We start from the raw sequence: 13593 nt of genomic DNA on the forward strand, positions 1-13593 counted from the left end.
GCTGTTAAGCGCGTTTGTACAGCGGTAACCAAATCACCAGCCGTAAACCACCCAGCGGGCTGTCTTCGGCCTTCACCCAGCCACGATGCTGCTGGATCGCGGTTTCCACAATCGCCAGACCCAGCCCCGTTCCGCCAGACTCGCGATCGCGCGCCTCATCGGTACGATAGAACGGACGGAAAATCTGCTCCCGGTCTTCAGGGCTAACACCCGGACCATCGTCGTCCACGGTGATGGTGATCCCGTCTTTATCCACCGCGAAGCCCACTTCAATCTGCGTGTGTGAATAGCGCAGGGCGTTGCGCACAATGTTTTCCAGTGCGCTTTCCAGCGCATTTGGGTTACCGTACAGCGGCCACGGACCCGGCGGGAAATTCACCGTGAGCGATTTACCCATCTGCTCGGCTTCAAAGGCGGCGTTATCCAGCACTTCGCCCCATAGCTGATTGGCTTTCACCGTTTCACTGACCAGCGCGTTTTTCTGCTGATTACGTGACATCACCAGCAGGTCGTTGATCATGCTGTCCAGCCGATGCGCTTCTGTTTCAATGCGCTCCAGCTCCTTGCTCTCGCCACTACGACGACGCAGCAGGGCAGTGCCCAGTTGCAGACGCGTCAACGGCGTTCTCAACTCATGAGAGATGTCCGACAGCAGGCGTTGCTGCGTGGTCATCATCCGCTCCAGCGCCGTCACCATCTGGTTAAAGCTGGCGCCCGCCGCCAGAAACTCCTGCGGACCGGCTTCCAGTTCCGGATGCTGACGCAGGTTGCCCTGGGCCACTTCATCTGCCGCGTTTTTCAACTTACGCGCCGGTTTCGCCAGACTCCAGGCAAGCCAGAGCAATAACGGAGAGCTGACTAACATGGTGACGATCAGCAACAACAGCGGTCGGTCGAACAGCAGGTTGATAAAGTCAGATTGCGAGCTGCTGGCAGGTCGAATGAGATACAACTGGTAGTTATCTTCACCGTCTCTGACGGAAAAAGGCCCGACCATCTCAACGCGACCGTATTTTTTCTTTTGCGGATGGTCGGCGTTATCGGCCTGACCAATAAAGTTACGAATGATCTGCATTTCGTTGCGTTCTGCGCCGATCACGCGTCCTTCCGTGGTAACAAGTAATAACCGCTGTCCTGGCGGCGCCCACTTGTCTATCGCCCGAAACAAGCGACGCCACCACATCAAATCGTTGGGTGGATCGTTCGCCAGTTCAGCTTCAACGTGTTGCTCAATCATCAACCCCTGGCGCTGCTCGCTGTCCAGTAGCTCGGTCATCTGACGTGAGTCGAGCTTGGGTAGCATCAGTACCAACATCAACACCAGTGCCAGCGTCAACCAGAAGATGGCAAAGATGCGTGCGGTTAAACTCCCTATCATGAAGCGGAGACCATCAGGTAGCCGCGACCACGCAGCGTTTTAAACCACGGATGCCCATCTTTACGCTCTGGCAGCTTACGACGCAGGTTCGAGATATGCATGTCGATCGCGCGATCGAAAGGCGTCAGGCGTTTGCCCAGCACTTCCTGGCTCAGATGTTCACGCGAAACCACCTGGCCGAGATGCTGCGCCAGCAAATAGAGCAGGGTGAATTCGGTGCCGGTTAGCTCCAGAGTTTGCCCGTCGAAGCTGGCTTCCTGGCGACCTGGGTTGAGGCTTAACGCATCCACTTCCAGAGTCGGCGAACCGTTGTCGCTGCTCTGCTGCTGTTCGCTCCAGTGCGAGCGACGCAGAATAGCGCGGATGCGCGCGACCAGTTCGCGGTCGTTAAACGGTTTCGGTAAATAGTCGTCCGCGCCCAGTTCAAGGCCGAGAACGCGATCCAATTCACTGCCGCGAGCGGTCAGCATGATTACGGGGGTCTGGTGTGTCTGGCGAAGCGCTTTCAGTGTATCGATGCCGTTTTTCTTCGGCATCATGACGTCGAGCAAAAGTAAATCGATGCTGTCATCCAGAAGCTCGAGCGCCTGCTCCCCATCATGGGCAACCAGCACATCGAAACCTTCCATTTCGAGCAACTCCTTTAACAGGGAAGTCAGCTCTCGGTCATCATCAACTAACAGGATTTTATTCATTGTTTACGTACCTCCGAGGCAGAAATTACGTCATCAGGCGTCGCTAATCTATGACTTTACGTTGTTTTACACCCCCTGACGCATGTTTGCAGCCCGAATCGTAAACTGTCTCTCGTTGAATCGCGACAGAAAAGATTTTGGGAGCAAGTGATGGGCAAAGTTACCGCTGCCGTCATGGCCTCAACGCTGGCATTCAGTACCTTAAGCCATGCAGCTGAAGTCGTCACAGGCGATCACTGGCACCTGGGTGAAGGCTCCGCGCAACGCAGCGTACAGAGCCACATGTTTGACGGTATCAGTTTAACCGAACATCAACGTCAACAGATGCGAGATTTAATGCAGCAGGCAAGACACGAACAGCCTCCTGTTAATGTTAGCGAAATGGAGACAATGCATCGCCTTGTCACCGCAGAGAAATTTGACGAAAGCGCTGTGCGCGCTCAGGCAGAAAGAATGGCGCAAGAACAGGTTGCCCGCCAGGTTGAAATAGCCAGGATTCGCAACCAGATGTATCGCCTGTTAACGCCCGAGCAGCAAGCGGTTTTAAATGAGAAACATGAACAACGAATGGAGCAACTGCGCGACGTCGCGCACTGGCAAAAAAGCTCATCGTTGAATTTATTGAGTAGTAGCAACTCACGTTCCCAGTAGTAACCCTGTTTTCCTTGCCATAGACACCATCCCTGTCTTCCCCCACATGATGTGGGGGTTTTTTTTTGCCCAAAAAACGGTCTCTGATGGGGCGTGCTTGGGTGGCAGGCGAAGGGAGAAGGGATCAGTTATAGACTGTCTGCAGTGGTTCGAATCCGCAGGCGTCTGCTGACTTGTCGCAATCATAAAAACGTTCGGTTTTCGCGGCCGATTCAGGATACCAGTTATCGTTTCCTTCAATCGACACAATCAGATTGCTGAGTATATTCTCTTTCCCTTTACGGCTATACGTCAGGTCAATTTCCTGGCCGTTTGCCAGTTCGTAAGTGCAGTTGACTAATACGCCTTCAGCCAGTTTATTTTTTGCAAAATAAAGTGCAGTGACGAAGCGTTTAATGTCCTTCTGTTGGTGTACTTGAGAATTCCAGCTCCCTTCCCATCCGGATAAGGTAACGGGAGAGGTATAAATATGGTTTTCATAAGTGATGTTTTCTGGCGCTGGGCATTGCATGCTTTCCGTCGCGGCTGCCGCAGAGCCTGAAAGTAGGGCGAGCGTAAGCGCAGTACATATACTATGTTTCATTATTTTTTCCTTTATATTCGCTTGACTTATCTATTACAGAGTGAATAAGTGACCTGCAAGGAAAATATAATAATAAAAGAGTAGTAAAGGCAATATTAATTATGAGTAATTCAGAGGCTGTGCCGATTTTTATTATTATTTAGGTCGTTTGATTTTTAATTGATGCTAAATGATATATATATAAAATGTTTTCTATTATTCACTTTGTTGATAATTGTTTACTCAGGCTGGTGCTAAACGGTTATATCTCATTTTCTACACTTCGCTGTCGTCAGACGATCATCGCTATGAGTTATACTACGCCAAGATGATGGCAGGAGTGTTTATGAATCAAACCTATGGGCGGCTGGTTAGCCGGGCGGCAATCGCGGCGACCGTGATGGCATCGCTGTTACTTTTGATCAAAATTTTTGCGTGGTGGTACACCGGATCGGTCAGTATTCTGGCTGCACTGGTGGATTCTTTGGTGGATATCGCGGCATCGTTAACCAACCTGTTGGTGGTGCGCTATTCTTTGCAGCCGGCCGATGATGAACATACCTTCGGACATGGTAAAGCGGAATCGCTGGCGGCGCTGGCGCAAAGCATGTTTATTTCCGGTTCGGCGCTGTTTTTATTCCTGACCGGGATTCAGCATCTTATCCAACCCACGCCGATGAAAGATCCCGGTGTCGGGGTGATTGTCACCATCATTGCGTTAGTGTGCACAATCATACTGGTCTCGTTTCAGCGCTGGGTGGTAAAGCGTACGCAAAGTCAGGCAGTTCGGGCGGATATGCTTCATTATCAGTCTGATGTTATGATGAACGGTGCGATTCTCATTGCGCTTGGGCTGGCATGGTACGGCTGGCATCGCGCAGATGCCTTGTTTGCGCTCGGGATTGGCATCTATATTTTATATAGCGCATTACGCATGGGGTATGAGGCGGTACAGTCATTGTTGGATCGCGCCTTACCCGATGAAGAACGTCAGGAAATTATTGATATCGTGACGTCATGGCCGGGAGTCAGCGGCGCTCACGATCTTCGTACGCGGCAGTCAGGGCCGACCCGCTTTATTCAGATTCATTTGGAAATGGAAGATAATCTGCCGCTCGTTCAGGCGCATGTAGTGGCTGAGCAGGTCGAGCAGGCAATTTTGCGACGTTTCCCGGGATCGGATGTCATCATTCATCAGGATCCCTGTTCGGTCGTACCCAAGGAAGGCAAGATGTTTGAGCTTTCATAATTCGTTGTAAAAAAAGTGAACCAGGCCAGCATTTTGTGTATAAATTACCACCATTTGGCCTGACCTGAATCAATTCAGCAGGAAGTGATTGTTATACTATCTGCATATTCGTTGGATCGTTTCGATATGCGGAATCGACTTCCGGCAGCAGATTTCATTTTGCATTCCAAAGTTCAGAGGTAGTCATGATTAAGAAAATCGGTGTGTTGACAAGCGGCGGTGATGCGCCGGGCATGAACGCAGCAATCCGTGGTGTTGTGCGTGCAGCGTTGACGGAAGGGCTGGAAGTCATGGGGATCCATGATGGCTACCTGGGTTTGTATGAAGACCGTATGGTCCAGCTTGACCGCTATAGCGTGTCCGACATGATCAACCGTGGCGGTACCTTCCTCGGTTCTGCCCGCTTCCCGGAATTCCGCGACGAAAACGTGCGTGCGGTGGCTATCGAAAACCTGAAGAAGCGTGGCATAGACGCCCTGGTTGTTATCGGCGGTGACGGTTCTTACATGGGTGCGAAACGCCTGACTGAAATGGGCTTCCCGTGCATCGGTCTGCCGGGCACTATCGACAACGATATCAAGGGCACCGACTACACCATCGGTTATTTCACCGCGCTGGGTACTGTCGTCGAAGCGATTGACCGTCTGCGTGATACCTCTTCTTCTCACCAGCGTATCTCTATCGTTGAAGTGATGGGCCGCTACTGTGGCGATCTGACCCTGGCGGCAGCGATTGCCGGCGGTTGTGAGTTCGTAGTGGTTCCGGAAGTAGAATTCAGCCGTGACGATCTGGTTGCTGAAATCAAAGCCGGTATCGCGAAAGGTAAAAAGCACGCGATTGTAGCGATCACTGAGCACATGTGCGACGTTGACGAACTGGCGCATTACATCGAGAAAGAAACGGGCCGTGAAACGCGTTCAACCGTACTGGGTCACATCCAGCGTGGTGGTTCTCCGGTTCCTTATGACCGTATTCTGGCGTCCCGTATGGGCGCGTATGCCATTGAATTGCTGCTCGAAGGTCACGGTGGCCGTTGCGTAGGTATTCAGAACGAAAAACTGGTTCACCATGACATCATCGACGCTATCGAAAACATGAAGCGTCCGTTCAAAGGTGACTGGCTGGACTGCGCGAAAAAACTGTACTGATTGTTTTTTGCGCGCCTGATGGCGCTACGCTTATCCGGCCTTCAGGTTGCTGAGACTTGCAGGCCGGATTAGGCGCTAGCCGCCATCCGGCAATCCCTCAGATTTATTCCTCGAAGTTATAGCAAATCTTTTTTTATTCTTTAATGTTTGGATCGCTTTCTGGCACGCTTTGCTCATCACAACACCACATAAGAGAGCTGGGCGATGAACAAATGGGGCGTAGGGTTAACATTATTGCTGGCATCGACCAGCGTTCTGGCAAAGGACATTCAGTTACTTAACGTATCGTACGATCCAACGCGTGAACTGTACGAGCAGTACAACAAAGCTTTTAGCGCGCACTGGAAGCAGGAAACTGGCGATAACGTCGTGATCCGCCAATCGCACGGCGGTTCGGGTAAACAGGCGACTTCCGTCATTAATGGTATTGAAGCCGATGTTGTGACGCTGGCGTTGGCTTACGATGTGGACGCTATTGCTGAACGTGGCCGTATCGATAAAAACTGGATTAAGCGTCTGCCGGATAACTCAGCACCTTACACTTCCACCATCGTTTTCCTGGTCCGCAAAGGCAATCCAAAACAAATTCATGACTGGAACGATCTTGTCAAACCGGGTGTATCGGTCATTACGCCAAACCCGAAAAGCTCAGGCGGCGCACGCTGGAACTATCTGGCGGCATGGGGCTACGCCCTGCACCACAACAATAACGATCAGGCCAAAGCCCAGGACTTTGTCAAAGCCCTGTTTAAAAACGTTGAAGTGCTGGACTCTGGTGCGCGTGGCTCAACCAATACCTTCGTTGAACGCGGTATCGGTGATGTGCTGATTGCCTGGGAAAACGAAGCGCTACTGGCGACGAACGAACTGGGTAAAGATAAATTCGAGATAGTGACCCCGAGTGAATCGATTCTCGCGGAGCCGACCGTTTCCGTGGTCGACAAAGTGGTGGAAAAGAAAGACACCAAAGCGGTAGCGGAAGCCTACCTGAAGTATCTCTACTCGCCGGAAGGTCAGGAGATAGCAGCGAAAAACTTCTACCGTCCGCGTGATGCTGAAGTGGCGAAGAAATACGAAAATGTCTTTCCGAAGCTGAAGCTGTTCACCATTGACGAAGAGTTTGGCGGCTGGACGAAAGCACAGAAAGAGCACTTTTCTAACGGCGGTACGTTCGACCAGATCAGCAAGCGTTAAATAAATCTGTGAGTTACCAACCCGGTGGCATAACGCGACCGGGTTTTTTATTTGTCATGGTTTTGCGTTACTCTTGCCCCTCAATAGGATACAGGGAACGCGTAATGAAAAAAGCAGGTTATCTTTTACTGGCGGTGATTGTGGTGGCTGCCGCTGCTGGCATTGGTTACTGGAAATTCACCGGCAACCCGGACGCGTTACGCCAGATTGTTCTTCAGCAATGCTTGCCGCACCAGTTGCAGCAGCAGGATCCCGCACCGTGCGTGGAAGTGAAACCAGACGCCGGATATGTGGTGTTCAAAGATCGTAACGGTCCGCTGCAATATCTCTTGATGCCTGGTTACCGTATCAATGGTACGGAAAGCCCGTTGCTGTTGGAATCAGGCACGCCGAACTTTTTCTGGCTGGCCTGGCAGGCGCGTAGCTTTATGAGCCAAAAATACGGTCAGGAGATCCCTGACAAAGCGGTATCGCTGACCATTAACTCGCGTAGCGGTCGTACGCAAAATCACCTACACATTCATATCTCCTGCCTGCGGACCGATGTCAGAAAACAGCTGGATGACAACATGGCGAAAATCAGCACCCGCTGGTTGCCTTTGCCGGGTGGATTACGTGGGCATGAATATCTGGCGCGTCGCGTCACGGAGAATGAACTGGCGCAACGCAGCCCGTTTATTATGCTGGCGGAAGAAGTACCGGATGCGCGAGAGCATATGGGCAGCTATGCGCTGGCGATGGTACGCCAGAGCGATGAGTCCTTTGTCCTGCTGGCGACTCAGCGTAACTTGCTGTCGCTGAATCTCGCCTCTGCTGAGGAAATTCAGGATCATCAATGTGATATTCTGCGCTAACCCTACCTAATCTGGCGTTTACTCCGTATGCCTGTCCCCGTATTCTTGTTGAAAAAAACAACAGGAGACAGGCATGTCGCTCTGGCTTTCGCACCCTCTGTTTATCCCTTCTCTGGTGGTTGGCATCACCATTCTTCTCTGGGCGACGTCGCTGCTGCCGGAATTTATAACGGCGCTGCTGTTCTTTGCCGTGGCGATGGTGGCCAAAATCGCGCCACCGGATGTGATTTTTGGCGGCTTTGCGTCGTCGGCGTTCTGGCTGGTCTTCAGTGGATTCGTGCTGGGTATCGCGATTCGTAAAACGGGATTGGCGGACAGGGCGGCGAGGGCGCTGTCATCGCGATTGACCGACTCCTGGCCGTTAATGGTAGCGAGTGTGGTACTGCTAAGTTATGCGCTGGCGTTTGTAATGCCGTCCAACATGGGGCGCATTGCGCTACTGATGCCGATTGTTGCCGCGATGGCGAAACGGGCGGGAATTAACGACGGCACGCGAGCCTGGTATGGTCTGGCGCTGGCCGTCGGGTTTGGGACGTTCCAGCTTTCCGCGACGATTTTACCCGCTAACGTGCCGAATCTGGTGATGAGCGGCGCAGCGGAAGGTTCTTACGGTATCCACCTGAATTATCTGCCTTATTTACTACTGCATACGCCGGTTCTGGGCTGGCTCAAAGGCGCGATACTCATCGTACTTATCTGCTGGCTGTTTCCTGGTAAGCCCCATGCGCCGCGAGATTTGACGCCGCCTGAGCCGATGAGCCGGGATGAAAAACGTCTGGCATGGATGTTAGCGGTGGTGTTGTTTTTGTGGGTAAGCGAAAGCTGGCACGGCATTGGTCCAGCGTGGACCGGACTGGCGGCGGCGGTTATCACGCTGCTACCTCGGGTTGGCTTTATTAATGGCGAGGAGTTTTCCAGTGGGGTCAATATCCGTACCTGTATCTACGTGGCGGGTATTCTGGGGCTGGCGATCACCGTCACGCAGACCGGTATTGGCAGTGCGGTGGGCGAGGCGCTGTTACAGGTGATGCCGCTGGACGTGGAAAAACCGTTCACCAGCTTCCTCGCGCTGACCGGCATTACCACCGCACTCAATTTTATTATGACGGCAAACGGTGTTCCGGCGCTGTATACCACGCTGGCGCAAAGCTTTGCCGATGCCACGGGATTCCCGCTGCTGTCGGTGATTATGATTCAGGTTCTGGGGTATTCCACACCGCTGCTGCCGTATCAGGCTTCACCCATTGTTGTGGCGATGGCGCTTGGGAAAGTGCCTGCGAGGGCGGGGATGCTGCTGTGTATAGCGCTGGCGGCGGCAACGTATCTGTTGCTTCTGCCGTTGGATTACCTCTGGTTCAGTATACTGGGTAAATTATAACTGTATCTAAATGTTAATTTTTTGTTTTGTGAGATGATGAATTGTTTTATTTGGGCTGATGGCGGTTAATACCGGGGCGCAGATTTGCGCACTGGAAACTCAAGGATTGATTCATGGACAGTTTGACCCCTATCCGCTGTTGGCCTGCCATCATTTCGCTCGCGATCACGCTGACCATCTGGTTTGTTATCCCGTGTCCGCCTGACGTCACTCCGCAAGCGTGGCATCTGCTGGCGTTGTTCATTGGTACGATCGCAGCGATTATCGGTAAAGCCATGCCCATTGGCGCCATTGCGGTTGTGGCGATTATGCTGGTGGCGATGACCGGCGTCACTAACCCCGGGAAACCCTCGGCCGCGCTGAACGATGCCTTGAGCGGCTTCTCTAATCAACTGATTTGGCTGATTGGTTTATCCATCATGCTGTCGCAAAGCCTGTTAAAGACCGGGTTGGGCGCGCGTATTGGCTACGGGTTTATTGCGCTGTTTGGTAAAAGAACGCTGGGTATTGCGTGGGCATTAACCCTTGCGGAAACCCTGATTGCGCCGGTTACGCCAAGCAACACGGCGCGTGGCGGCGGTATTATTCACCCGGTAATGCGGGCGATTGCGGAAAGCCTCGGATCGCAGCCGGGCAACAACGAGAATGGCTCAACGGGCCGCTATCTGGCGCTGGTGAATTACAACATTAACCCCATCAGCTCGGCAATGTTCATCACCGCGACCGCGCCTAACCCCTTAATCGTTAGCTTTTTAACGAAGGGAACCGATGGTGTGCTGAATATGACCTGGGGAATGTGGGCTATCGCCGCGCTGCTTCCCGCGGTGGTCTCACTGGTCGTTATGCCGATTGTTATCTGGTGGCTCTACCCGCCAGCCATCACACGCACGCCAAATGCGCCTCAGTTCGCACGACAAAAACTGGATGCGCTAGGTCCGCTTTCACTGGCAGAGAAAATTACCCTGGCAGTCTTCATTTTGCTGCTCTGCCTGTGGGCGGGAGTGCCCGCGATGTTGATGGGCAGTGGCTGGAGTGTAAACCCTACCAGCGCCGCGTTAATTGGTTTGTCGATTCTGTTGATGGCGGGCGTATTAAGTTGGGATGACATTCTTAAGTGCCGTGGCGCGTGGGATACCATAGTCTGGTTCGCGGCGCTGGTAATGATGGCAGATTTTCTCAGCAAGTTGGGGCTGGTGGGGTGGCTGGCAACCAGCGTGGGTAGCGCAATCGACCATCTTGGTGTGCACTGGAGCATCGCGACGCTATTGCTGATCCTGCTTTACGTCTACTCGCACTACTTTTTCGCCAGTACAACCGCGCATATTACGGCGATGTTCGCTGCATTCTTCGCCGCAGGATTAGGCCTCGGCGCGCCGCCGGCGCTGCTTGGGTTGATGCTCGGCTTCTCCTCCTCGCTGATGATGTCGCTCACGCACTATGGCACGGGTACTGCGCCTATCATCTTTGGTTCAGGCTATGTCACGCTGGCGGAGTGGTGGAAAACGGGGCTGGTAATGAGCGTGGTCAACCTGACCATTTGGGGGGTAACCGGCGCCTTCTGGTGGCACTGGCTGGGATACTGGTAAACCTGATGCGACGGGAGGAGTGCTCCTCCCGCCATACAACTTAAGCCTGTTTAGCGGCTTCTGCTGCTTTAACGATGACTGCGAAGGCGTCTGCTTTCAGAGAAGCACCACCAACCAGCGCGCCGTCGATGTCCGGCTGAGCGAACAGTTCTGCCGCGTTGCCCGCGTTTACGGAACCGCCGTACTGGATGATAACCTGTTCAGCGATTTTCGCGTCAGCTTTAGCAATGTGGTCACGGATGAATTTGTGAACAGCCTGAGCCTGAGCCGGAGTTGCAGATTTACCGGTACCGATAGCCCATACTGGTTCGTAAGCGATAACTACGCCTTCGAATGCCGCAGCGCCCTGAGTTTTCAGAACGGCGTCGATCTGACGTGCGCAGACTTCTTCAGTTTTGCCTGCTTCGTTTTCTGCTTCGGTTTCACCGATGCACAGAACTGGAGTCAGACCCTGCTCTTTCAGCACAGCAAATTTCTTCGCGATCAGTTCGTCAGACTCTTTGTGGTAAGTACGGCGCTCAGAGTGACCGATAATGATGTACTGCGCGCCGATATCTTTCAGCATTTCAGCGCTTGTTTCACCGGTGAATGCGCCAGACAGGTTCAGGTCAACGTTCTGCGCGCCCAGGATGATGTGGCTACCGGCAGCGGCGTGTTTCGCCAGGTCGATATACATTTCCGGCGGAGCAATCGCTACAGCACAGCCAGCAACGCCAGCCAGTTCTTTACGCAGATTAGCAACCAGTTCGTTTACCATATGGCGGCTGCCGTTCAGTTTCCAGTTACCCATCACTAAAGGATGTCGCATTTCATTTCTCCACGCTTGTCAGCGAATTAAGGAATATGGCCGCCCGTCAGGGCAGCATGGTCTGTGAAACAGTATAGAGATTCGTCTGCGGAAAGGCTTTGCTTTTTGTCATCAATTCGCCTTCTCAAGACTTTCTGATAGTGCCAGCTTAATCGGTTCAACAGCGAAGGTCAGCCCCTTTTCACCGTTATCTGCTATGACATAGCGAATAGCGCCTTCTGTTTCGGCGTAATAGTGCTTACCTTTGCCAGCGGCGAGCAATTTTTGCAGCTTTTTCTGACTTTGTTCTTTTGTCAGCAGCGGCGCGACGGTGTGAATGACGGCGGTCATGTATTCCAGCGCTTTCGCTTTCGCCGCCTTTTGTTCAGGCCCCTGAATCGGTAGCCAGGTGATCTGCATACTTTTGATTTTCAATGTACCGCGTTCAAGCGCGGATGACGCATACAGATTTTCGTTGATTTTGCTGGCGGCGCGGGTGAGATTCGCCCGGTCGCGGCTGCTGTCGATGGCACGGAATTCATTGAGGATAAGCTTTGGATTCTGTGTATTAAAGTTTTCACGAAACTGGCTAATCGATAGATCAAAAGTCGGCGCGCCCGCCAGCAAATAGGGGGCCGTGATTGCCGTCGATGGCTCTTCCGCCTGCGCTGTAGTGCTTACGGTTAAGGCTGAAAACAGTAATAAAAACAGTGTAAATCCTTGCTTCATCAATTGTACCTTTCATTCTCACTGCTCACGATTAAAACGGTAACCGTCCGGCTTGTCAAAAGGGTAAACTGTCCTGGAAGGTAATAATAAAGGAACATACATGACCATACAGCAGTGGTTATTCTCATTTAAAGGGCGTATTGGACGCCGTGATTTCTGGATTTGGATAGGTCTGTGGATCGTCAGTATGCTGGCGTTGTTCTCCCTGGCAAGTAAGCAATTACTCGATATTCAAACCGCAGCATTTTGTCTGGTGTGTCTGCTATGGCCGACGGCGGCGGTGACGGTAAAGCGTCTGCATGACCGAGGGCGTTCAGGAGCGTGGGCGTTGCTGATGATTCTGGCGTGGATGCTGCTGGCCGGAAACTGGGCGATGTTACCTGGCGTCTGGCAATGGGCGGTAGGCCGTTTTCTTCCGACGCTGATTCTGGTCGGCATGCTTATCGATCTGGGCGCGTTTGTCGGCACCCAGGACGAAAATAAATACGGTAAAGATACGCAGGACGTAAAGTACAGAGCTGACTCGTAGGCCGGATAAGACGCGTTAGCGTCTTATCCGGCAAAATGCCCGGGACGCTTACCGGGCAGTAAAACGTTCTTACCAGTAGTGTTCAGCGGTCATATGGCCTGGTCGACGGCGCAGGTGTTTGGTCATCTGCCGGGTCTCTTTCAACAGTTGCTGCGTGTCGCGCACCATTTGTGGATTTCCACACAGCATTACGTGGCTGGTTTCTTTATCCATTGGCAGACCTACCGCTTTTTCCAGCTCACCGCTTTCAATCAGCGCCGGCACTCGTCCGGTCAGCGAATTTGCCGCAGTTTCACGGCTAACAACGGTCTGGATACGTAATTTACCTTCGTAGCGCTTTTCCAGCGCCTGCATCAACGGCAGATAGCTCAAATCGGCGGCATAGCGCGCGGCGTGGACCAGCACCAGATTTTTAAAGCGATCCAGATCTTTGCCTAACTGCAAAATCGACAAATACGGGCCGATAGCCGTGCCGGTCGCCAGCATCCACAGCGTGTCGCAATCGGGGACCTCATCCAGCACGAAGAAGCCAGCGGCTTCACTGACCACCTGAACGTCATCGCCAGGCTTCAGCGCGGCCAAACGAGGGCTGAGTTTGCCGTCGGGAACCGTCACCAGATAAAACTCTAAATCGGGATTGTCAGGCGCATTCACGTAGGAATAGGCGCGCTGGACGCGCTCGCCGTCGATTTCCAGGCCAAGCTTGGTAAACTGGCCAGCAGTAAAAGGAAGAACCGGAGCTCGCACGGTCAAACTAAATAAGGCATCGGTCCAGTTCTGCACCTTTGTGACTTTGCCTGTTACCCAATCTGCCATGGTTGTCTCCTGTCTGCTTTGATTGCCTTATCTTCGT

The 13593-nt window shown here is 52.7% G+C and carries 14 protein-coding genes; 8 read left to right on the forward strand and 6 right to left on the reverse strand.

The genetic code is table 11. From position 1 onward, the window contains the following. Positions 1–4: 4 nt before the first annotated feature. Complete coding sequence (gene cpxA / locus JSN25_RS06250) at positions 5–1378, reverse strand: envelope stress sensor histidine kinase CpxA (RefSeq protein ID WP_042313425.1); 1374 nt, start codon at positions 1376–1378, stop codon at positions 5–7. Next, positions 1375–2073: an envelope stress response regulator transcription factor CpxR gene (cpxR, locus tag JSN25_RS06255; protein ID WP_038635960.1), complete on the reverse strand. Its 699-nt coding sequence runs from the start codon at positions 2071–2073 to the stop codon at positions 1375–1377. The genes cpxA and cpxR overlap by 4 nt, the downstream gene beginning before the upstream one ends. A gap of 150 nt (positions 2074–2223) precedes the next feature. Between cpxR and cpxP the strand changes: the two genes are divergently transcribed. Continuing rightward, positions 2224–2724 carry a cell-envelope stress modulator CpxP gene (cpxP, locus tag JSN25_RS06260; RefSeq protein WP_069324867.1) on the forward strand — a complete coding sequence of 167 codons (501 nt, stop codon included), beginning with the start codon at positions 2224–2226 and terminating at the stop codon, positions 2722–2724. A gap of 124 nt (positions 2725–2848) precedes the next feature. On the opposite strand, the gene JSN25_RS06265 is transcribed toward cpxP, so the two are convergent. Continuing rightward, entirely contained in the window at positions 2849–3307 is a 459-nt protein-coding gene (locus JSN25_RS06265) for a DUF3757 domain-containing protein (RefSeq protein WP_087856657.1), read from the reverse strand. Between the two features lie 325 nt (positions 3308–3632). Between JSN25_RS06265 and fieF the strand changes: the two genes are divergently transcribed. The 6 genes from fieF to JSN25_RS06295 all read left to right on the forward strand — a co-directional run bounded on the left by fieF (position 3633) and on the right by JSN25_RS06295 (position 10695). Then, positions 3633–4535, forward strand: coding sequence for a CDF family cation-efflux transporter FieF (gene fieF, locus JSN25_RS06270; RefSeq protein ID WP_038635968.1), 903 nt, complete (start codon positions 3633–3635; stop codon positions 4533–4535). 185 nt (positions 4536–4720) lie between these two features. After that, complete coding sequence (gene pfkA / locus JSN25_RS06275; RefSeq protein WP_006686196.1) at positions 4721–5683, forward strand: 6-phosphofructokinase; 963 nt, start codon at positions 4721–4723, stop codon at positions 5681–5683. Positions 5684–5887: 204 nt separating this feature from the next. Next, positions 5888–6877, forward strand: coding sequence for a sulfate/thiosulfate ABC transporter substrate-binding protein Sbp (sbp, locus tag JSN25_RS06280; RefSeq protein WP_085049739.1), 990 nt, complete (start codon positions 5888–5890; stop codon positions 6875–6877). A 104-nt stretch (positions 6878–6981) separates the two neighbouring features. Next, positions 6982–7731 carry a CDP-diacylglycerol diphosphatase gene (locus JSN25_RS06285; protein ID WP_038635973.1) on the forward strand — a complete coding sequence of 250 codons (750 nt, stop codon included), beginning with the start codon at positions 6982–6984 and terminating at the stop codon, positions 7729–7731. A gap of 73 nt (positions 7732–7804) precedes the next feature. Then, positions 7805–9109: an SLC13 family permease gene (locus JSN25_RS06290; RefSeq protein ID WP_204525536.1), complete on the forward strand. Its 1305-nt coding sequence runs from the start codon at positions 7805–7807 to the stop codon at positions 9107–9109. Positions 9110–9222: 113 nt separating this feature from the next. Next, a complete protein-coding gene (locus tag JSN25_RS06295) occupies positions 9223–10695 on the forward strand; it encodes a DASS family sodium-coupled anion symporter (RefSeq protein WP_121529791.1) in 1473 nt (490 codons plus the stop codon). A gap of 40 nt (positions 10696–10735) precedes the next feature. Here the strand turns inward: JSN25_RS06295 and tpiA are convergent, their stop codons facing one another. Together tpiA and JSN25_RS06305 are read right to left on the reverse strand one after the other, a co-directional pair. Next, entirely contained in the window at positions 10736–11503 is a 768-nt protein-coding gene (gene tpiA, locus JSN25_RS06300) for a triose-phosphate isomerase (RefSeq protein WP_038635981.1), read from the reverse strand. A 111-nt stretch (positions 11504–11614) separates the two neighbouring features. Continuing rightward, positions 11615–12211 carry a YiiQ family protein gene (locus JSN25_RS06305; protein ID WP_038635984.1) on the reverse strand — a complete coding sequence of 199 codons (597 nt, stop codon included), beginning with the start codon at positions 12209–12211 and terminating at the stop codon, positions 11615–11617. Positions 12212–12311: 100 nt separating this feature from the next. On the opposite strand from JSN25_RS06305, the gene JSN25_RS06310 reads away from it, so the two are divergent. Next, a complete protein-coding gene (locus tag JSN25_RS06310; RefSeq protein ID WP_038635986.1) occupies positions 12312–12740 on the forward strand; it encodes a DUF805 domain-containing protein in 429 nt (142 codons plus the stop codon). Between the two features lie 69 nt (positions 12741–12809). On the opposite strand, the gene fpr is transcribed toward JSN25_RS06310, so the two are convergent. Next, positions 12810–13556, reverse strand: a complete 747-nt coding sequence (gene fpr / locus JSN25_RS06315; RefSeq protein WP_038635988.1) for a ferredoxin--NADP(+) reductase — start codon at positions 13554–13556, stop codon at positions 12810–12812. Positions 13557–13593 lie beyond the last annotated feature (37 nt).

This window comes from Citrobacter cronae (assembly GCF_016893685.1).
GTDB lineage: Bacteria > Pseudomonadota > Gammaproteobacteria > Enterobacterales > Enterobacteriaceae > Citrobacter > Citrobacter werkmanii.

Coding starts and splice junctions, on each gene's coding strand:
- cpxA (WP_042313425.1), bottom strand. CDS start 1,378: ATGATAGGGAGTTTAACCGCACGCATCTTTGCCATCTTCTGGTTGACG.
- cpxR (WP_038635960.1), bottom strand. CDS start 2,073: ATGAATAAAATCCTGTTAGTTGATGATGACCGAGAGCTGACTTCCCTG.
- cpxP (WP_069324867.1), top strand. CDS start 2,224: ATGGGCAAAGTTACCGCTGCCGTCATGGCCTCAACGCTGGCATTCAGT.
- JSN25_RS06265 (WP_087856657.1), bottom strand. CDS start 3,307: ATGAAACATAGTATATGTACTGCGCTTACGCTCGCCCTACTTTCAGGC.
- fieF (WP_038635968.1), top strand. CDS start 3,633: ATGAATCAAACCTATGGGCGGCTGGTTAGCCGGGCGGCAATCGCGGCG.
- pfkA (WP_006686196.1), top strand. CDS start 4,721: ATGATTAAGAAAATCGGTGTGTTGACAAGCGGCGGTGATGCGCCGGGC.
- sbp (WP_085049739.1), top strand. CDS start 5,888: ATGAACAAATGGGGCGTAGGGTTAACATTATTGCTGGCATCGACCAGC.
- JSN25_RS06285 (WP_038635973.1), top strand. CDS start 6,982: ATGAAAAAAGCAGGTTATCTTTTACTGGCGGTGATTGTGGTGGCTGCC.
- JSN25_RS06290 (WP_204525536.1), top strand. CDS start 7,805: ATGTCGCTCTGGCTTTCGCACCCTCTGTTTATCCCTTCTCTGGTGGTT.
- JSN25_RS06295 (WP_121529791.1), top strand. CDS start 9,223: ATGGACAGTTTGACCCCTATCCGCTGTTGGCCTGCCATCATTTCGCTC.
- tpiA (WP_038635981.1), bottom strand. CDS start 11,503: ATGCGACATCCTTTAGTGATGGGTAACTGGAAACTGAACGGCAGCCGC.
- JSN25_RS06305 (WP_038635984.1), bottom strand. CDS start 12,211: ATGAAGCAAGGATTTACACTGTTTTTATTACTGTTTTCAGCCTTAACC.
- JSN25_RS06310 (WP_038635986.1), top strand. CDS start 12,312: ATGACCATACAGCAGTGGTTATTCTCATTTAAAGGGCGTATTGGACGC.
- fpr (WP_038635988.1), bottom strand. CDS start 13,556: ATGGCAGATTGGGTAACAGGCAAAGTCACAAAGGTGCAGAACTGGACC.